This window comes from Kitasatospora sp. NPDC127035 (assembly GCF_042726075.1).
In the GTDB taxonomy this organism is placed as follows: Bacteria; Actinomycetota; Actinomycetes; order Streptomycetales; family Streptomycetaceae; genus Kitasatospora.
In genome coordinates this window covers 1-17,253 of the sequence record NZ_JBHXDN010000042.1, presented here as the reverse complement: position 1 = coordinate 17,253, position 17,253 = coordinate 1, and the positions used below count along the sequence as shown (strand labels likewise).

Here is a 17,253-nt window from a genome sequence, read left to right as displayed (position 1 = left end):
GCGGACACATCCACGCCATTCGCGCGTTGCACCACAATGGGGGACGCCACACGAACCCCGACATCGACGACGGGAAGGACCCGAGCGCATGGCCAACCCGGCCCCCGCCTCCCAGCGAGGCATCGCCATCACCGAGCACCGCCTGGCCAACGGCCTGCGCGTCGTCCTCTCCGAGGACCACCTGACGCCGGTGGCCGCGGTCTGCCTCTGGTACGACGTCGGCTCCCGGCACGAGGTGAAGGGCCGTACCGGACTGGCCCACCTGTTCGAGCACCTGATGTTCCAGGGGTCGGCCAACGTCTCCAACAACGGCCACTTCGAGCTGGTCCAGGGCGCCGGCGGCTCCCTGAACGGCACCACCAGCTTCGAGCGGACCAACTACTTCGAGACCATGCCGGCCCACCAGCTGGAGCTCGCGCTCTGGCTGGAGGCGGACCGGATGGGTTCGCTGCTCGCCGCCCTCGACGAGACGTCGATGGAGAACCAGCGCGACGTCGTGAAGAACGAGCGGCGCCAGCGGTACGACAACGTGCCGTACGGCACCGCGTTCGAGAAGCTCACCGCGCTCTCCTTCCCGGACGGCCACCCGTACCACCACACCCCGATCGGCTCGATGGCCGACCTGGACGCGGCGACCCTGGAGGACGCCCGGGCGTTCTTCCGCACGTACTACGCGCCGAACAACGCGGTGCTGTCCGTGGTCGGCGACATCGACCCGGAGCAGGCGATCGCCTGGGTCGAGAAGTACTTCGGCTCGATCCCGGCGCACGACGGCAAGCAGCCGCCGCGCGACGGCGCCCTGCCGGACACCGTCGGCCGGGAGGTCCGCGAGCTGATCCGCGAGGACGTCCCGTCCCGGGCGCTGATGGCCTCCTACCGGCTGCCGCACGACGGCACCCGCGAGGCGGACGCCGCCGACCTGGCGCTGACCATCCTCGGCAGCGGCGAGTCCAGCCGGCTGTACAACCGGCTGGTCCGCCGCGACCGCACCGCCGTCGCGGCCGGCTTCGGCCTGCTCCGGCTGGCCGGTGCGCCCAGCCTGGGCTGGCTGGACGTCAAGACCTCGGGCGACGCGACCGTCGAGCAGATCGACGCGGCCGTCGACGAGGAGCTGGCCCGGTTCGCCGCCGAGGGTCCGACCCCGGCCGAGCTGGAGCGGGCGCAGGCGCAGATCGAGCGCGAGTGGCTGGACCGGCTCACCACGGTGGCCGGCCGGGCCGACGAACTCTGCCGCTTCGCCGTGCTGTTCGGCGACCCGAAGCTGCTGAACGACGCCCTGCCGAAGGTCCTCGACGTCACCGCCGAGGAGGTGCGGGCGGTCGCCGAGGCGCGGCTGCACCCGCAGAACCGGGCGGTCCTGGTGTACGAGCCGACCACGGCCGACGACGCCGGGACCGGTGTCGCGACCGACACCGAGGACACCGACACCGAGGCCGCCGCCGGCCAGACCGCTGCCACCGCCGAGACCGACGAGGAGGGTGCCGCCGTATGAGCACCGACTACGTCCCCGCCATGACCTTCCACCCCCAGCCCGAGCCGGGCACCCCGAGCCCGTGGGCGTTCCCCGCCCCCGAGCGCGCGGCCCTCGGCAACGGCATCACCGTGCTGCACTGCCACCGCCCCGGCCAGCAGCTGGTCGCCGTCGACGTGCTGCTCGACGTCCCGCTCGCGGCCGAGCCGGAGGGGCTGGACGGCGTGTCGTCGATCCTGTCCCGCGCGCTCAGCGAGGGCACGGACACGCTCACCGCGGAGGAGTTCGCCGCCGAGCTGGAGCGGGCCGGCGCCACCCTGGACGCCCACGCCGACCACCCGTGCATCCGCGTCTCGCTGGAGGTCCCGGCCTCCCGGCTGGCCCGCGGCCTGGACCTGCTGGCCTCCGCGCTGGGCAGCCCGGCGCTGCCGGAGGGGGAGATCGAGCGGCTGGTCGCCAACCGCCTGGACGAGATCGTCCACGAGCAGGCCAACCCCGCCCGCCGGGCCGCCAAGGCGCTCTACGCCGAGCTGTTCGACGCGGCCGACCGGCTCTCCCGCCCGCGCAGCGGCACGGCCGAGACGGTCAAGTCGATCGACCGGGCCGCCGTCCGGGCGTTCTACGAGGCGCACGTCCGCCCGGCCACCACCACGGTCGTCGTGGTCGGCGACCTCACCGGCACCGACCTGCCGGCGCTGCTGGAGTCCACCCTGGGCGTCTGGAAGGGCACCCCGGCCGAGCCCGCCGCGCACGCGCCGGTGACCGCCGACGACACCGGCCGGGTGATCATCGTGGACCGGCCCGGCTCGGTCCAGACCCAGCTGCTGGTCGGCCGGATCGGCCCGGACCGGCACGACCCGCGCTGGGCCGCCCAGATCCTCGGCACCTACTGCCTGGGCGGCACGCTCACCTCCCGGCTGGACCGGGTGCTGCGCGAGGAGAAGGGCTACACCTACGGCGTGCGGTCGTTCGCCCAGCCGCTGCGCTCGGCGGCCGACGGCACCGGCCGGGCGCTGCTGGCGATCAGCGGCTCGGTGGACACCGCCTCCACCGCTCCGGCGCTGGCCGACACCTGGACCATCCTGCGCACGCTGGCCGCCGAGGGGCTCACCGACGCGGAGCGCGACGAGGCCGTGCAGTTCCTGGTCGGTGTGGCCCCGCTGAAGTACGAGACGGCGGGCTCGGTGGCCGCGACCCTGGCCGACCAGGTGGAGCAGCACCTGGCGGACGACTTCCAGGCCGAGGTCTACCGGCAGCTGGCCGAGCTGCCGACGGCGGCGGCGACCGCGGCGGTGGTCGAGGCCTTCCCGCCGGACCGGCTGGTGACCGTCCTGGTCGGGGACGCCGCTGCGTTCGCGGACCAGGTGCGGGAGCTGGGCATCGGAGAGGTCACCGTGATCAGCGCCTGACGAGGGCCTGATCAGCGCCCGGGCCGGTGCCCGGGCGGGCCCCGGCAGGGCCGGAACGAGGCTGTGGGCAGGGCCCGGTGGAGCGTGTGTGCGCTCCACCGGGCCCTGTGCGTTATTTCCCTTGCGGACACCGCGCGGGGCGTGGGTAGATAGCTCCCGGCACCCGGTACACACACGGAGAGGAGGCGGTCACCATGCGGGTCGAGCAAACCGTTCGGCGCTCCCCGAGACTGTCCTCCCGATGCCCCTCGGCCGCCTGAGCGCAGCCACCCCCTGACATCCCCCGGGCCGCACCGGGATTCTTCGCGCGGCACCCACCTAGGCTTGAACCAACCGACCCCAGGAGGTCGTTCCACCATGTCGTACACCGAGGTACCCGGCGTCCGGGTCCCGATCCGGATGTGGACCGATCCGGCCACCGTCGAGGGCCAGGCGATGCAGCAGCTGCGCAACATCAGCTCGCTGCCCTGGCTGCACGGGCTCGCGGTCATGCCCGACGTCCACCTGGGCAAGGGCGCGACGGTCGGGTCCGTGATCGCGATGCGCGGTGCCGTCTGCCCGGCGGCGGTCGGCGTCGACATCGGCTGCGGGATGAGCGCGGTGAGGAGCTCGCTCACCGCCGGGGACCTGCCGGACGACCTCTCCCGGCTGCGGACGCGGATCGAGCAGGCGATCCCGGTCGGGCGCGGTCTGCACAGCGACCCGGTCGACCCCGGCCGGCTGCACGGCGTCCCGACCGGTGGGTGGGACGACTTCTGGCAGCGGTTCGAGGCGGTGGCGCCGGAGGTGAAGTGGCGCCGCGACCGGGCGGCGCAGCAGATGGCGACGCTCGGCGGGGGCAACCACTTCATCGAGGTCTGCGTCGACGACGGCGGAGCGGTCTGGCTGATGCTGCACTCCGGGTCGCGCAACATCGGCAAGGAGCTGGCGGAGCACCACATGGGCGTCGCGCAGTCCCTGCCGCACAACCAGGGGCTGATCGACCGTGACCTCGCGGTCTTCATCGCGGACACCCCGCAGATGGCGGCCTACCGGCAGGACCTCTTCTGGGCGCAGGAGTACGCCAAGCGCAACCGGGCGCTGATGATGGCGCTGCTCCAGGACGTCGTCCGCCGCGAGTTCGCCAAGGCGAAGGTCGCCTACGACGAGGTGATCAGCTGCCACCACAACTACGTGTCGGAGGAGCGGTACGACGGCGTCGACCTGCTGGTGACCCGGAAGGGCGCGATCAGGGCCGGAGCCGGCGACTACGGGATCATCCCGGGTTCGATGGGCACCGGTTCGTACATCGTCCGCGGGCTGGGCAACGAGGCGGCGTTCAACTCGGCCTCGCACGGGGCCGGCCGGAAGATGAGCCGGACCGCCGCCAAGAAGCGGTTCACCACCCAGGACCTCGCCGAGCAGACCAAGGGCGTGGAGTGCCGCAAGGACTCCGGTGTGGTGGACGAGATCCCGGGTGCGTACAAGCCGATCGAGAAGGTGATCGAGCAGCAGCGGGACCTGGTCGAGGTCGTGGCGCACCTGAAGCAGGTCGTCTGCGTCAAGGGCTGACCCCCGGTCGCCCGAGTGCACGAGCACGCGAGCACGTGCGGACACGTGGGCCCCCGACTCCGGTCGGGGGCCCTTTCGCGTCCGGAGCCCGGCGTTCAGACGTGGTCGCGCTTGGGGTTGAGCCGCCGGTAGCCGGGGTGCACCCCGGCGGTGAGGTGCTGCGCCTCGGCGACCCGGCGCAGCAGGCCGGCCAGGACGACGCGTTCCTGCTGGTCGAGGCCGGTGCAGATGGCCTCCTCGTGGGCGAGCGCCGCCTCGGCCAGTCCGCGCATCAGCTCCTCGCCCTTGGGCGCGAGGTAGAGGTCCTGGAACCGGCGGTCCTTGGGGTTCCGCCGGCGCTCGACCAGCCCGCGCGCCTCGATGGCGTCAATGAAGGCGACGAACCGACTGGGTGACATTCCCAGCCGCCGTGCGAGTTCCTGCTGGTGCAGGCCGGGGGAGAAGGCGACGGACCTGAGCAGGCCCGCCTGGGCGGGCGTGAGGTCGAGCTCGGCCACCCGCTGGGCGAAGGCCTGAGCTGCGTGTTCACCCAACTGTGAGAGAAGAAAAGCTACTTGTGCTCCCTGCTGGCCGCGGTGGAGCGACGGGGCGCGGTCGGGAGTTTCGGTCATGGAAACACGATACCAGTGGACAATGATGTCCCCTAGTGAACTATTCTAAAGTCGGAACTACCGGTGCCGATCCTGTCCGGCGCCGGCCCAAGCGACCCGTTTCGACTGGAGTGCCCATCATGACCACGACATCCGCGGCACCGGCCGCCTCCGCCCGGCGCCAGCAGTCAGGCCCCCCCTTGCTGCTGCCCGCCGTGGCGTTCGCGGCGCTGATGGTGGTGTCCATCGTGTTGTCCCGCCAGACCCCGTTGCCCACCGACTCGGCGGCCGACACCCTGGCCTACTTCCGCGACCACGAGACTGCCGCCCGGGTTGCCGGGACGCTGCAGTTCGGCGCCTCGCTGCCGCTGGCGGTCTGGGCCGCGATCGTCTACCAGCGGCTGCGCCGACTCGGCGTGAGCGCCCCGGGCCCGGGCATCGCCCTGGTCGCCGGTGTGCTCTCGGCGGTCTCGATGGCGACCTGCGGTCTCACCGTCTGGGCCGCCTCGCGTGCCGGCGGCCTCGGTGACGCGCCGCTGGTCCGCGTGCTGACCGACCTGCTCTTCGCCACCGGCGGCCCCGGGCACGTCGTCCCGTTCGGCGTGATGCTGGCCGGCGTGGCCGTCCCGATGCTCCTGCTGGGCTTCGGCCCGAAGGGCTTCGCCTGGACCGGCCTGGTGCTCGCCGGGATCGGCGTGCTGGGCACCCTGGCGCTGCTCTCCACGAGCCTCGGGTTCTTCCTGCCGATCGGCCGCTTCGGCGGTCTGATCTGGCTGATCGCGGCCAGCGTGATCCTGCCCAAGCAGCGCCCGCGCCGCACCGCGGGCTACGAGGGTGACGGGGTCGAGGCCTGAGGTACCACTGACCGACCGGTCGGCGGAAACGCCGGCCGGTCCCGACTGCTCCGGTACGGCGGCGGCCCGGCACCTCGTAGGTGGTGCTCCGAGGCAGGGCCGCCCCGGCCGGGGGAGAGCGGCGGGGAGCGTGGCGCCGGGAGGCGCGGCGGACCGGTCGCGACCGAGCGGGCCGCGGGGCTCGTGAGGAAAAGGGAAGGCGGCGCGGCGGCGTCCTGGGGAGGAAGGCCGCCGCGCCGCCGGCCGCCGTTCGGCGACCGGAGGGGGGTCGCCGGGCGGCGGGGGGTTCGGGACGCGAGGGGCGGGTGACGGGCCCTGGGGCGCGTGGTGCGCCGGCCGGGCGTCAGGAAGCCGCGAGCCGGCGGTCGAGAACGGCGAGAATCAGCTCCTCGATCCGGCGGGCGACCGTCGAGGTCTCACCCTCGGGACCGGCCAGCAGGTCGAAGGTCTCGAAACTGGTGAGCATGAACAGCAGCTCGACCAGTTCCTCCAGCTCGGCCTCGCCGACCTCGGCGTCCCGGTCGGCGAGCAGCCGGCCGAGGACCACCTGGAGGCCGCCGCGCCTACGCTCGCCGCGGCTCTGCAGCGCCGTGTCCAGCTCCGGATCGAGGATGCCCAGGCCGCGGAGCCGGCGCAGGGCGATCCGCCCGGATCCGTAGAAGCCGCTGAGGACGTCGAGGATCGCGGAGAGCGCCTCCCGCCCGCTGGGCCGCATGAAGGCCGCGGGCATTCTGTCCATTCCGCCGCGCAGCGCCAGATCGTCGAAGAGCGCCTCCAGCAGGCCGGTCTTCGAGTCGAACTGGTAGTAGACGGTCATCCGCGCCACCCCGGCGGTCTTGGCGACGGCGTCCATGCTGAACGAGGCCGGGCCCTTCTCCCCGGTCAGCAGCTCGCAGGCGGCTTCCAGAATGCGGGTGCGGGTCTGCTCGGCGGCTACCTGGCGTTGGCCGGCTCGGTACTGGCGTGGGCTCATGGGCTGTTGACGTCTCCTGAGGCGGGTGCTATCACATTCATTGTACACTCAGTCTATATAAAAATACGGGGGCAGGGAACGGCCTGGCGGCCGGCTCCCGTGACCGTCCGCCCCCACGGAGGACCAGTGCCACTCCTTCCATGACGTCTCTCCACTGCGGAGGCCACGATGAGGTACCGCCACGTGAGTGTGCCGAGGCTCGGCGGAGCCGAGGTCCTACGGCTGTCCAGCGAAGAACTCCCGGCCCCGGCCGTCGGTCAGGTCAGGGTCAGGGTGCTCGCCGCCGGCGTCTCCTACGGTGACATTCTGCTACGCGCCGGGGTCATCCCCGGCGGGCCGAAGCGTCCCTTCACCCCCGGATACGACCTGGTGGGCGAGGTCGACCAGGTGGGCCCGGGCACCCGGGCCCCCGCAGTGGGGCAGCGGGTGGTCGCACTGGTGCGAAGCGGCGGTTACGCGGAGTACGCGATCGTGCCCGCCAACCGGCTCGTCGAGCTGCCCGAGGGGGTGGACCCGGTCGAGGCCTCCGCGCTCGCGCTCAACTACTTCATCGCGCAGCAGATGCTCCACCGGGTCGCCCGGGTGCGGCGGGGCGGGACGGTCCTGGTGCACGGCGCGTCCGGCGGCGTCGGCACCGCCTTCCTGGAACTGGCGGCGCTCGCCGAGGTGACCGTCTACGGCACCTGCTCGGGTGCCCGCGCCGACCAGGTGCGACGGCTCGGCGGCCACCCGATCGACCGGGACACCGAGGACTTCCTCCGGGTGGTGCGCGGCCTGCCGGGCGGCGCGGTGGACGCGGTCTTCGACCCGGTCGGCGGACCGCACTTCCTCCGCTCCTACCAGGCCGTCCGGCGCGGCGGAGTGATGGTCGGCTACGGCCAGAACGCCGCGCTGCGGGGCGGCAAGCCGGACCTGCTGGTCGGTGCCCAGGGGTTCCTGGGCGGCATCGTGCTGCCCAAGCTGCTCCCGGACGGGCGGCGGACGCTGTTCTACAACGCCTGGAGCCTGGAGAAGTCCCAGCCGGCCGCGTACCAGCAGGACCTCGCGACCGTCCTGGAACTGCTGCAGAAGGGGCTGGTCAACCCGCGGGTGGGCCGCACCATGGCGCTGGACGAGGCGGCCGACGCGCACCGCGCGATGGAGACCGCGGCCGTCAGCGGGAAGATCGTCCTGGTCCCGGCTCCGGCGTAGCGGGCCGGGACGGGGCCAGGAAACTTTCCCAGCGCGATGGGGATTCCCGCCCCATGACGGTGGGACGGCAGGTCACCAGGATGGCGGTAGCACCGCTTCCCCCCGCTGCCGTCCCGCCGGAGGCCTTCCGATGCGATCCGCTCTGCGCCGTGCCCACCGTCGTCTCCTGCTGCGCCGGTGGGCGCGGCGCTCCGGCCGGTACCTGGCCGACGGCATGATCTGGCTCGGGCTGGCCATGGCCCCGCTGACCTCGCCCTCGGCGCTGCCGGGCGCGCGCCGGCCCGAGCCGGTGCTGCCGCCGCCGGGCGTGCCGGACTGGCACCCGGAGCGGGCCGGTGCCGAGGCTGCCCCGTTGAGCCGGAACGAGGCCGAACTCTGGGCGCAGCTGGAGAGGTGACGGCACCCCGGCCGGCCCGGTCCGCCCCGGGCCGGTCCGCTCCGCCCCGGGGCAGGTCCGCGGGCAGGTCCGCGGACCTGCCCGCAGGGACGGGCGCTAGCTGCCGAGCCCGGCCCGCCGGGCCCGGACCGCGGCCTCGGCGCGGTCGGTGACCTGCAGCTTGCTGAAGATCCGGGAGAGGTAGTTGCGCACCGTCTTCATCGACAGCCCGAACTCGTTGGCGATGAAGGAGTTGTTGCGGCCGTCCGCCAGCATGGTCAGGACGGCCATCTCCCGGGGAGTCAGGTCGGGGAACGGCTCGCGCTCCGGAGCCGGTCGCCTGACCTGGGCCAACAGGTGGGCGGCCGCCTCCGGGCCGAAGAGGGCCCCGCCCTGGCTGACGGCGGTGATGGCCCGGCGCACGTCGTCCAGGCCGGCGCCCTTGACCAGGTAGCCGCGGGCACCGGCCCGGACCGCGGCGACGATGGAGTCGTCGTTGTCGTCGGCGGTCAGCATCACCACCGCGACCCGGGGGTGGCGGGCGAGCAGGGTGCGGGTCGCCTCGATGCCGTCGGTGCCCGGCATGCTGATGTCCATCAGCACGACGTCCGGGGCCAGGCGTTCGACGGCGGAGAGCACGTCGGCGCCGCTGGAGGCCTCGCCGACGACGGTCAGGGAGTCGATCCGGTCCAGGAGTTGGCGTAAACCAGCCCGGAAAAGCTCGTGGTCGTCGACCACGAGGATACGAAGGTTTCGAGGCGCGACCGGGTCCATGGGAGCTCCTAGGAGAGGGTGCGGATAGCGGGAACCCGGGGGACGGGCCGGGGGCGGCACGGGTCGGTCGGACACGGACTCCGCCGTACCGGCGGGCCGTGGGAGAAAGGCGGGAACGCGTGGGTCAACCGGTCCGGTCCGCGTCGCCGGTGAGCACCGAGTGCGGCAGTCGCACCCGGATCACGGTGCCGTGCGGGGCTCTGGTCTCGACCGAGAAAATCCCGCCGAGTTCCCTGGTGCGGACACACATGGACGGCAGTCCTATTCCGCCGACGGAACCGCTGGAAATCCCCACCCCGTCGTCCTCGATCGAAAGGTCGAGGCCGTTCCGGCCGATGGAGGCCGAGATCCGGCAGACGGTGGCCTGGGCGTGCCGTGCGACATTGGCGACGGCTTCGCCGGAGATATTCTTCAATTCGTTCTGGACACGGTCCGGGAAACCGTCGACGAGGGTCGGCAGCTCGGTGACGAAACGGAGCCGACCGGCCCCGGCCTCCTCGAACGCGCGGACCTGCCGGTGCAGGAACTGGCGCAGCGTGCCGGGACTGGGCGTGGACCGGGACTCGGACGTGTCGAGGTCGCGGATCACCTGCCGGACGTCGGCGATGGCGGTGCTGACGTCCTCCCGGGCCTGGGCCAGCAGGGCCGGGGCCTGGTCGGCGTCGCCGGTCAGCGAGAGGCCGGCCAGCTCCATCCGCATGTGGAGGGCGGCAAGCCTGGGGGCGAGCGAGTCGTGCAGCTCGCGGCGGACCCGACGGCGCTCGTCGAGCCGGGCGGCGTCGGCCGGACAGGCGGGCTCCGGCTCGTCGGCCCTCGCCCCGTCCGGCCGGCGGCGCGGATGGGACAGCGCCAGATGCAGCCAGGACAGGGTGAAGGGGCCGGGCGCGGGCGGCGGAGCGGAGTCCTTCGGCCGGCCGCCGCGTGGTTCCGGGGCCGGTGGCAGGCCGGCGGCGCCGAGACCCGTGACCAGCCCGATGAGGGTGCTCACCAACCGTCCGATCCGGTCGGAGGTGTTCCGTTCACCGCGCGTAGCGAGTGTCGCCACGCCGTCCATGGCCAGGCTGGTTGGTCTTCGGTCTTCCCCGCCGGAGGTTTTGGCTATCTGATCCAGCATGGTTCCTGAAATCCCCCCGTCGCTCGCGTCGAACCCACAGTGCACGGGCGTTTCTGGCGCGGGGAAAAGGAATTCGTCGGACATACGCGCAAACCGGCACGGCGAACCCCGCACAAACGGTCCGTCGCGTGTTCTGTGCCGTGATCCCAATCCACCCGGGACAAGACCTTAGGCGGGCTGTTGCACAGGGCGCAAGGGTGGGCGGGGGGAGTGGTGTATGGCGCCGTGGCGGATTCGGACACTTGGTTGCACCCATGTGAGTGAGCACTTACCCTCATGGGAGTCGGGCCACGAGCGCGGCCGGCGACCGGGTCGCGCGGCGACTCGCCGGCCGTCCCCCGGAGAGCCGAGGAGGCGACCCCATGGGCACATCCCGTACCACACGTTTGACGGTTGATCAGATCGCTGAGATCTACCGGACGATGAGCATGATCCGAGCTTTCGAGGACCGTCTGCACGGGCTGGCGAAGAACCTGCCCGGCGCGGTCCACCTCTACAGCGGACAGGAGGCCGTCGCGGCGGGCGTCTGTGCGGCGCTCGCCCCCGACGACTACCTGGCCAGCACCCACCGCGGCCACGGTCACGCCATCGCCAAGGGCTGTGACGTCGAGGCCATGATGAAGGAACTGCACGGGCGCCCCGACGGCCTCTGCGGCGGCAAGGGCGGCTCGATGCACATCGCGGACTTCGACCGCGGCATGCTCGGCGCCAACGGCCTCGCCGGCGGCGGCGTGCCGCTCGCCTGCGGCGCCGCCCTGACGGCCCGCCAGCAGGGCACCGGACAGGTCGCGGTGGCCTTCACCGGTGACGGCGGCGCCAACCAGGGGGCGGTGCTCGAGAGCCTGGTGTTCGCCCGCATGCTCGACCTGCCGGTGGTGTTCGCCGTCGAGAACAACGGCTACGCCCAGGCGACCCCCGCCGACCGGCACTTCTCCGGCACCGACATGGCCCAGCGCGCGGCCGGGTTCGGTATCCCCGGCGCGGTGGTCGACGGCTACGACGTCCTCGCCGTGCACGCCGCCACCACCGAGGCGGTCGAGCGCGCCCGGGCCGGCGACGGGCCGACCGTCCTGGAGTTCCGGGCCGAGCGGTTCCACGGCCACATGGAGCTCTGGGACGACCAGTCCTACCGCCCGAGCGCGGACCCGGACCGGCTCCGCGCCGACTCCGACCCGCTGCTGCTGCTCCGCGCCCGGATCGCCGACGGCACCGCCGCAGGGCCCGCCGCCTTCGAACTGGACCGGATCGACCGGGACGTCGCCGCCCTCGTGGAGGCCGCCGTCGCGGCCTCGGCGGAGCCGTTCACGGTGGACCGGGCGAGCCTGCTCACGGACGTCTACACCCGCTGACGCGCGCGGCCTTCGACGCGTCCGCCCGCGGGCGCGCACGGCCTTGGACGAGTCCGCCCGCCGACCGGCGCCGGCCGGTCGGGACCACCTCCGGAGGAGAGAGTCACGTGCGTACCATCACCTACCAGCAGGCCATCGGGGAGGCGCTCGCCCAGCAGATGCGCTTCGACCGCTCCGTGGTCCTGATGGGCGAGGACAGCACCAACGCGTGGGGCCCGACCAAGGGCCTGCACATCGAGTTCCCGGACCGCGTGCTCGACATGCCGATCACCGAGGCGGCCTTCGTCGGCGCCGCGGTCGGCGCCGCGGCGACCGGCCTGCGCCCGGTGGTCGACCTGCTCTTCGTCGACTTCGCCACCGTCTGCTTCGACCAGATCGCCAACCAGGCCGCCAAGCTGCGCTACATGTCCGGCGGCAAGGTCTCCGTGCCGCTGGTGCTGCGCGCGATGTGGGGCACCGGCCTGCGCCGCGGCGCCCAGCACTCGCAGGCGCTGCACCCGCTCTTCGTCCACCTGCCCGGCATCAAGGTGGTCGCGCCGTCCAACCCGTACGACGCCAAGGGCCTGATGGCGCAGGCGCTGGTGGACGACGACCCGGTGCTCTTCCTGGAGCACAAGATGCTGTACTTCGCGCCCGGCCCCGTCCCCGAGGAGCCGTACGCGATCCCGTTCGGCACGGCCAAGGTGGTCCGCGAGGGCGCGGACGCCACCGTGGTCGCGATCGGCCGGATGGTCTCGGTCGCGCTCACCGCCGCCGAGCGGCTGGCCGCCGAGGGCGTGGACGTCGAGGTGATCGACCCCCGGACGCTCTCGCCGCTGGACACCTCGACCATCTACGCCAGCGTCGAGAAGACCGGCCGCCTGGTCGTGGTCGACGAGGCGCACCCGCGGTGCAGCCTGGCCACCGACATCGCCGCCCAGGTCGCGCAGGACCGTTTCGCGGCGCTGCGCGGACCGGTCAGGATGGTCACCGGGCCGCACGCGCCGGTGCCCTTCAGCCCCGAGCTGGAGGACGCCTTCGCGCCCGGACCGGACGAGGTGGTGGCCGCCGTGCTGGCCACCAGCGCCGTCCGCACCGCGGCCTGACGCTCCGTCCGATCAGGCGCTCCATCAGTTTCCGCACCGTTTCCGAGCGGTCCCGCGCGCGGGACCGCCGACCGAGGAGGAACCGAGTGACGTCCCAACCGTTCGTGAAGCAGCCCGACGAGGGTCGCGCCATCTGGCACGTGGGCGCCCTGCTCAAGTTCAAGGCGACCGGCGCCGAGACCAACGGCCAGTTCTGGCTCGCCGAGCAGCTCTCGCCGGCGGGCTACGCCTCGCCCGTCCACCTGCACACCCGCGAGGACGAGTTCTTCATCGTCCAGGAGGGCGAGATGGTGCTGCGGATCGGCGACGACGAGCACAAGGTCGGCCCGGGTGCCACCGTGTTCGCGCCGCGCGGCATCGCCCACCAGTACCGGGTGGAGACCGAGGGCACCCGGTTCCTGGTGCTCGGGACCCCGGCCGGCTTCGAGGAGTGGTTCTTCCAGACCGGCGAGCCGGCGACCAGCCTGGAACTCCCCCCGCCGCTCCAGGGCCCGCCGGACTTCGCCCGACTGCTGGGCGCGCTGGAGCCGCTCGGCGTGCAGCTGGTCGGGCCGCCGCCCGGGCTGGGCGGCCCCGCCGGACCGCCCCGCTGAGCGGTGCCGCGTCTGGACAGTGCCGCGCCGGCCCTGCCGTCCAACCGGGCGGCAGGGCCGGCGCCGTGCGTACCGGAGCCGGCCACGGACCGGCCCGAACGGGTGAGCGGGCGCTCACCTACACGCTATCCTTCGGTAACCACTCCGCAGTCGCGGACCGGGACGACCCCGGCCGCACCCGTCCCTTCGGAGCCTTCATGAGTATGCGCGAGCAGATCGTCGACGCCGCCGAGCGGGTGATCCGGGACCTCGGCCTGGCCCGCTGCACCACCAAGGAGATCGCGGAGGTGGCGGGCTGCTCCGAGGGCACCATCTACCGGCACTTCCGCAGCAAGGAGGACGTCTTCCTGGCCGTCCTGGCCGAGCGGCTGCCCGGGCTGCTGCCCGTGCTGCGCGCCCTGCCGGAGGAGATCGGCACCGAGGGGGAGGTCCGCGCGACCCTCCAGCAGGTGGCCGAGGAAGCGCTCGCCTTCTACCGGGAGTCGATGCCGATGCTGCTCTCGGTCTTCGCCGAGCCCAAGCTGCTCGACCGGCACCGGGAGTGGATGCGGGCCAACAACGCCGGCCCGCACCGGGCCTCCGAGCTGCTGGCCGACTACCTGCGCCGGGCCCAGCGGGTCGACGTGGTCAGCCGGGACGCCGACCCGATGGCCGCGTCCCAGCTCCTGCTCGGCGCCTGCTACCTGGCCGCGTACGGGGGCGTGTTCGCCGCGCCGTCGGCCGGCCAGGAGGCGCTGCGCGAGGCGGAGGCCTTCGTCCGGCAGCTGTGGCGGACGCTGGCCCCGGCGCCCGTGTAAGCACCGGCCCGGCCCCTGCGGGCCCGTCCGGACCGGTCCGTCGCCCGGCGAGCAGTGCCGGGCGGCGGACCTTCCGCGTTCCGGCGCCGCGGCGCCGGCGGCCTGGCCCGCCCCGCCCCGGCGCCGGACCGCCGGACCTGCCGGACGCCCCCCGTCGCCGGACCCGGGCGGGGAACGGGGGAGGGGCGGGTGGCCACTGGCCGCCCGCCCCTCCCCGCCGTGCCGTGGTCAGCCCTGGAGCCCCAGCACCTCGGCCGCGGCCGTGACCTGGTCGAGGTCCCGGGAGCACGGCATCAACAGCAGCTCGTCGCAGCCCGCCTCGGCGTACTTGCCGACGATCCCGCGCAACTTGCCCGCCGAGTCGGCGGCGCCGCGCAGGATGTGCTCGACGAACGGACCGGCGTCCCGGTAGTAGGACCGCAGGTAGCCCTCGGTGTGCTTGGTCGCGTCCCCGCCCAGCGCGAAGTACGCCAGCGCCACCAGCCGGGGCGCGCCCTCGCGGCCCTCCTCCGTCCACAGCTCGCGCAGCGACTGCGCGCCCTGGGCGAACATCATCGGGCCGGTGCCGCCGCCGATCCAGCCGTCACCCAGCCGGGCAGCCCGGCGCAGTGCGGCCGGCGAGTGGCCGCCGAGGATCAGCTCCGGCCCGTTCTGCCGGACCGGCGCCGGTCCGACGGCCGGCTCCCGGCCGGCCTGCGCGTCGGCCCAGTGCCGGCGCAGCTCGGCCACCTGGGTGCCGGTCCGGGCGCCCCGGCCGGTCTTCTCGATCCGGCCGGCCTCGAAGTCGTCCGGTCGCGAGCCGACGGCCAGCCCGAGGGTGAGCCGCCCGCCGGAGAGCCGGTCCACGGTGGCGGCCTGCTTGGCCAGCAGCGCGGTGTTGGAGCGCAGCGGCGAGATCAGGATGCTGGTCGCCAGACCGATCCGCTCGGTGACCGCGGCGGCCGCGGCCAGCGTGGTGAGCGGCTCCCAACTGGTGTGCAACAGGCGGTCGATGGTGCCGAGCGTGGAGAACCCGGCGGCCTCGGCCTGCACCGCCCAGCCGACCACGTCCTCGCCCGCGGTACCTTCCAGCGAGGTCGGCAGTCCGATTCCGATCTTCATGTCACTCCCCCTGGAGGGGCTGGTCGTGGCGGCGGGAGAGCACGTTCTCCATCGAGGCCAGCCGGAAGAAGGCCTGGGCGCCCTCCCGGCTGGTCATGTCGCGGGGGACGGCCAGGTGGTTCTCCAGCTCCCGCTCGAACTCGCGGACGGCCGGCTGCTGGCTCATGTGCGCGGCCACCAGCGGGAGCGGGCCCTCGATCTCGATGACCCGGACGGCCAGCTCCTTGCCGACGAAGGCCTGGGTGCCGAGGAGCTTCCCGACGACCGTGCCGTCCGGGGTGCGGACGTCGAACTCCGGGCGGCCGCTCTTGCGGAACAGCTCCTTGACGGTGTCCTCGCTGCCCGGGAGCAGCGGGTAGTACAGCGCGTGCCACGTGCTCATGTCGTCTCCTGACGGTTCGGGGCCGGGTCCGGCCCCGTCGGGGTGGGGAGGTGGCGCTGTCACTGGCTGGCGGTGACGCCGCCGTCCACGTACAGCACCTGGCCGGAGATGAATCCGGCCCGCGGTGAGGCGAGGAAGGTCACGGCGTCCGCGACCTCGTGCAGCTCGGCGGTGCGGCCCAGCGGGATCCGGCCGATCACCATCCTCATGAACTCCGGGTTCTGGGCGTTCTCCTGGACGAAGTCGGTGCGCACGAAGCCGGGAGCGACCGCGTTCACCGCGATCCGGTGCCGGCCCCATTCGGCGGCCAGCTGCTTGACCAGCAGGTCCAGGCCCGCCTTGCTCGCGCCGTACGCGCTGAAGCCGCGCCGTGCGCCGAACTTGCCGCGTACGGAGGAGAGATGGACGATCCGGCCGCCGTCGCCCGCGATCATCGCCCGCCCGACCGACTGGGAGAGCCAGAAGGCGCCCAGCAGGTTGGTGTCGACGATGGTGCGCCAGTCCTCCTCCGAGATGGTCTCGGCGCCGACCGTCACCAGCGCGCTGGCGCAGTTGACCAGGACGTCGATGCCGCCCCAGCCGGCGACCAGGGTGTCCACCAGCCGGTCCACGTCGGCACGGTCGGCGACGTCGACGGCGTGGGCGACGACCTCCCCGCCCCGGGCGGCCAGCGGGGCGAGCCGGTCGGCGGTCTCCTCGGCCTTCTTCAGCGAGCGGCCGGCGACGGCCACCCGGGCGCCCTGGGCGGCGAGGTCCTCGGCGACGGCGGCGCCGATGCTGCCGTAGCCGCCGACCACCAGGACCCGGCTGCCGGCGAACTGCCGGTCGGCGGGGACCCGTTCGGGTGCGGGCTGGGGCGCTCCCGCGCCGGGCGGGCCGAAGACCCCCGGCGGCGGCCCGCCCGGGCGTCCGCCGGGTGGGCCGGCGAAGCCCGGGGGCGGTCCGCCGCCCGGGCGTCCGGCGGGCGGGCCCGGCGGGTCGGTCGGTGCGGCTGCCGTCATGACGGCACCTCCCTGTCGCTTGTCGGTGGTGGTTCCAGGCGCGTGGCCCCTGGCCCCCGTGGTGGGTGGTTCCCGGTGCGTGGTTCCCGGTGGGTCGTGCCGGCGCGGAACCGCGGAACGCGGTCCCGGCGCGGTCCCGGCGCGGTCCCGGATCCGGCGTGGAGCCGGGACCGCCGCGGTGCCGGGGCGCGGGCGGCGCCGGCGGGTCGGGGTGAGTCCGGGCCCGGTGCTACCCGGGTCCGCTCGGGATGTGCCGGGTTCAGGTGCGGTCCGGCGCGGCGGGCGCCAGGCCGAACAGCTCGGCGGCGTTGCCGTGCCGGATCCGGGCGACCGCGGTGGCGTCCAGGCCGAGCCCGTCGAGCCGGGCGAGCGAGGCGTCCAGCGGTGCGCTCATCGGCGGGGAGTCGGTGCCGAACATGACGTTGCCGACCCCGAAGGCGTCGACCGCGGCGGCGATGGCGCGCAGGCTCGGGGTCGCCGTGTCGACGTACACCCGGCCGAGCACCTCGGCGAGCGGCGGGACGGGGGGACCGGCCGGTGCCGCCGCACCCGGCCCGCCCGGCCCGCCCGGCCCGCCCGGCCCGCCCGGCCCGCCCGTCCCCGGCCCTCCGGGACCGCCGGGCCGGCCCGCCGCACCGGGCC

General features: G+C 73.7%; 18 protein-coding genes. 10 read left to right on the top strand and 8 right to left on the bottom strand.

What is annotated here, in order from left to right:
- Positions 1 to 88 precede the first annotated feature (88 nt).
- The 3 genes from ACFWIC_RS26185 to ACFWIC_RS26175 all read left to right on the top strand — a co-directional run bounded on the left by ACFWIC_RS26185 (position 89) and on the right by ACFWIC_RS26175 (position 4,431).
- Positions 89 to 1,492, top strand: coding sequence for a pitrilysin family protein (locus ACFWIC_RS26185; RefSeq protein ID WP_329950024.1), 1,404 nt, complete (start codon positions 89 to 91; stop codon positions 1,490 to 1,492).
- Positions 1,493 to 1,512: 20 nt separating this feature from the next.
- A complete protein-coding gene (locus ACFWIC_RS26180) occupies positions 1,513 to 2,880 on the top strand; it encodes a pitrilysin family protein (RefSeq protein WP_329882681.1) in 1,368 nt (455 codons plus the stop codon).
- Between the two features lie 357 nt (positions 2,881 to 3,237).
- Entirely contained in the window at positions 3,238 to 4,431 is a 1,194-nt protein-coding gene (locus ACFWIC_RS26175) for an RtcB family protein (RefSeq protein ID WP_380363775.1), read from the top strand.
- 95 nt (positions 4,432 to 4,526) lie between these two features.
- Here the strand turns inward: ACFWIC_RS26175 and ACFWIC_RS26170 are convergent, their stop codons facing one another.
- Positions 4,527 to 5,042 (bottom strand): MarR family winged helix-turn-helix transcriptional regulator, encoded by a 516-nt coding sequence (locus ACFWIC_RS26170; RefSeq protein ID WP_355400266.1) that lies wholly within the window; start codon positions 5,040 to 5,042, stop codon positions 4,527 to 4,529.
- A gap of 119 nt (positions 5,043 to 5,161) precedes the next feature.
- Here ACFWIC_RS26170 and ACFWIC_RS26165 point away from each other — a divergent pair, with 119 nt between their 5' ends.
- Positions 5,162 to 5,875 (top strand): DUF4386 domain-containing protein, encoded by a 714-nt coding sequence (locus ACFWIC_RS26165; RefSeq protein ID WP_329882623.1) that lies wholly within the window; start codon positions 5,162 to 5,164, stop codon positions 5,873 to 5,875.
- A gap of 343 nt (positions 5,876 to 6,218) precedes the next feature.
- On the opposite strand, the gene ACFWIC_RS26160 is transcribed toward ACFWIC_RS26165, so the two are convergent.
- The gene (locus ACFWIC_RS26160; RefSeq protein WP_380520151.1) at positions 6,219 to 6,848 is read right to left on the bottom strand and encodes a TetR/AcrR family transcriptional regulator; all 630 of its coding nucleotides are present in this window, start codon (positions 6,846 to 6,848) and stop codon (positions 6,219 to 6,221) included.
- Between the two features lie 183 nt (positions 6,849 to 7,031).
- Between ACFWIC_RS26160 and ACFWIC_RS26155 the strand changes: the two genes are divergently transcribed.
- Positions 7,032 to 8,039: a medium chain dehydrogenase/reductase family protein gene (locus ACFWIC_RS26155; RefSeq protein ID WP_329950026.1), complete on the top strand. Its 1,008-nt coding sequence runs from the start codon at positions 7,032 to 7,034 to the stop codon at positions 8,037 to 8,039.
- Between the two features lie 130 nt (positions 8,040 to 8,169).
- Positions 8,170 to 8,436 carry a hypothetical protein gene (locus ACFWIC_RS26150; protein ID WP_329882626.1) on the top strand — a complete coding sequence of 89 codons (267 nt, stop codon included), beginning with the start codon at positions 8,170 to 8,172 and terminating at the stop codon, positions 8,434 to 8,436.
- A gap of 96 nt (positions 8,437 to 8,532) precedes the next feature.
- On the opposite strand, the gene ACFWIC_RS26145 is transcribed toward ACFWIC_RS26150, so the two are convergent.
- Both ACFWIC_RS26145 and ACFWIC_RS26140 read right to left on the bottom strand, forming a co-directional pair.
- Positions 8,533 to 9,189: a response regulator transcription factor gene (locus tag ACFWIC_RS26145; protein WP_329882627.1), complete on the bottom strand. Its 657-nt coding sequence runs from the start codon at positions 9,187 to 9,189 to the stop codon at positions 8,533 to 8,535.
- 124 nt (positions 9,190 to 9,313) lie between these two features.
- Positions 9,314 to 10,177, bottom strand: coding sequence for a histidine kinase (locus tag ACFWIC_RS26140; protein WP_329882628.1), 864 nt, complete (start codon positions 10,175 to 10,177; stop codon positions 9,314 to 9,316).
- Between the two features lie 548 nt (positions 10,178 to 10,725).
- Here ACFWIC_RS26140 and ACFWIC_RS26135 point away from each other — a divergent pair.
- From ACFWIC_RS26135 to ACFWIC_RS26120, 4 genes are all read left to right on the top strand, one after another.
- Entirely contained in the window at positions 10,726 to 11,652 is a 927-nt protein-coding gene (locus tag ACFWIC_RS26135; protein WP_329950027.1) for a thiamine pyrophosphate-dependent dehydrogenase E1 component subunit alpha, read from the top strand.
- A gap of 107 nt (positions 11,653 to 11,759) precedes the next feature.
- Positions 11,760 to 12,737, top strand: a complete 978-nt coding sequence (locus ACFWIC_RS26130; protein ID WP_329882630.1) for an alpha-ketoacid dehydrogenase subunit beta — start codon at positions 11,760 to 11,762, stop codon at positions 12,735 to 12,737.
- A gap of 86 nt (positions 12,738 to 12,823) precedes the next feature.
- Positions 12,824 to 13,330: a quercetin 2,3-dioxygenase gene (locus tag ACFWIC_RS26125; RefSeq protein WP_327681265.1), complete on the top strand. Its 507-nt coding sequence runs from the start codon at positions 12,824 to 12,826 to the stop codon at positions 13,328 to 13,330.
- A gap of 197 nt (positions 13,331 to 13,527) precedes the next feature.
- Positions 13,528 to 14,127: a TetR/AcrR family transcriptional regulator gene (locus ACFWIC_RS26120; RefSeq protein ID WP_329882631.1), complete on the top strand. Its 600-nt coding sequence runs from the start codon at positions 13,528 to 13,530 to the stop codon at positions 14,125 to 14,127.
- A gap of 228 nt (positions 14,128 to 14,355) precedes the next feature.
- Here ACFWIC_RS26120 and ACFWIC_RS26115 read toward each other — a convergent pair whose 3' ends face one another.
- From ACFWIC_RS26115 to ACFWIC_RS26100, 4 genes are all read right to left on the bottom strand, one after another.
- Positions 14,356 to 15,228, bottom strand: coding sequence for an LLM class flavin-dependent oxidoreductase (locus ACFWIC_RS26115; protein WP_329882632.1), 873 nt, complete (start codon positions 15,226 to 15,228; stop codon positions 14,356 to 14,358).
- Position 15,229: 1 nt separating this feature from the next.
- Positions 15,230 to 15,610 carry a SchA/CurD-like domain-containing protein gene (locus tag ACFWIC_RS26110; protein ID WP_329882633.1) on the bottom strand — a complete coding sequence of 127 codons (381 nt, stop codon included), beginning with the start codon at positions 15,608 to 15,610 and terminating at the stop codon, positions 15,230 to 15,232.
- Positions 15,611 to 15,669: 59 nt separating this feature from the next.
- Entirely contained in the window at positions 15,670 to 16,611 is a 942-nt protein-coding gene (locus tag ACFWIC_RS26105; RefSeq protein ID WP_380520150.1) for an SDR family NAD(P)-dependent oxidoreductase, read from the bottom strand.
- A gap of 259 nt (positions 16,612 to 16,870) precedes the next feature.
- The coding region (locus ACFWIC_RS26100; protein ID WP_380520149.1) for an amidohydrolase family protein at positions 16,871 to 17,253 on the bottom strand (383 nt) is incomplete at its 5' end.

Excerpts from the sequence above, each read along its gene's own strand:
- ACFWIC_RS26105 (WP_380520150.1), bottom strand. The coding sequence starts at position 16,611 with ATGACGGCAGCCGCACCGACCGACCCGCCGGGCCCGCCCGCCGGACGC.
- ACFWIC_RS26110 (WP_329882633.1), bottom strand. The coding sequence starts at position 15,610 with ATGAGCACGTGGCACGCGCTGTACTACCCGCTGCTCCCGGGCAGCGAG.
- ACFWIC_RS26135 (WP_329950027.1), top strand. The coding sequence starts at position 10,726 with ATGAGCATGATCCGAGCTTTCGAGGACCGTCTGCACGGGCTGGCGAAG.
- ACFWIC_RS26160 (WP_380520151.1), bottom strand. The coding sequence starts at position 6,848 with ATGAGCCCACGCCAGTACCGAGCCGGCCAACGCCAGGTAGCCGCCGAG.
- ACFWIC_RS26180 (WP_329882681.1), top strand. The coding sequence starts at position 1,513 with ATGACCTTCCACCCCCAGCCCGAGCCGGGCACCCCGAGCCCGTGGGCG.
- ACFWIC_RS26165 (WP_329882623.1), top strand. The coding sequence starts at position 5,162 with ATGACCACGACATCCGCGGCACCGGCCGCCTCCGCCCGGCGCCAGCAG.
- ACFWIC_RS26145 (WP_329882627.1), bottom strand. The coding sequence starts at position 9,189 with ATGGACCCGGTCGCGCCTCGAAACCTTCGTATCCTCGTGGTCGACGAC.
- ACFWIC_RS26120 (WP_329882631.1), top strand. The coding sequence starts at position 13,528 with ATGAGTATGCGCGAGCAGATCGTCGACGCCGCCGAGCGGGTGATCCGG.
- ACFWIC_RS26150 (WP_329882626.1), top strand. The coding sequence starts at position 8,170 with ATGCGATCCGCTCTGCGCCGTGCCCACCGTCGTCTCCTGCTGCGCCGG.
- ACFWIC_RS26115 (WP_329882632.1), bottom strand. The coding sequence starts at position 15,228 with ATGAAGATCGGAATCGGACTGCCGACCTCGCTGGAAGGTACCGCGGGC.
- ACFWIC_RS26175 (WP_380363775.1), top strand. The coding sequence starts at position 3,238 with ATGTCGTACACCGAGGTACCCGGCGTCCGGGTCCCGATCCGGATGTGG.
- ACFWIC_RS26185 (WP_329950024.1), top strand. The coding sequence starts at position 89 with ATGGCCAACCCGGCCCCCGCCTCCCAGCGAGGCATCGCCATCACCGAG.
- ACFWIC_RS26170 (WP_355400266.1), bottom strand. The coding sequence starts at position 5,042 with ATGACCGAAACTCCCGACCGCGCCCCGTCGCTCCACCGCGGCCAGCAG.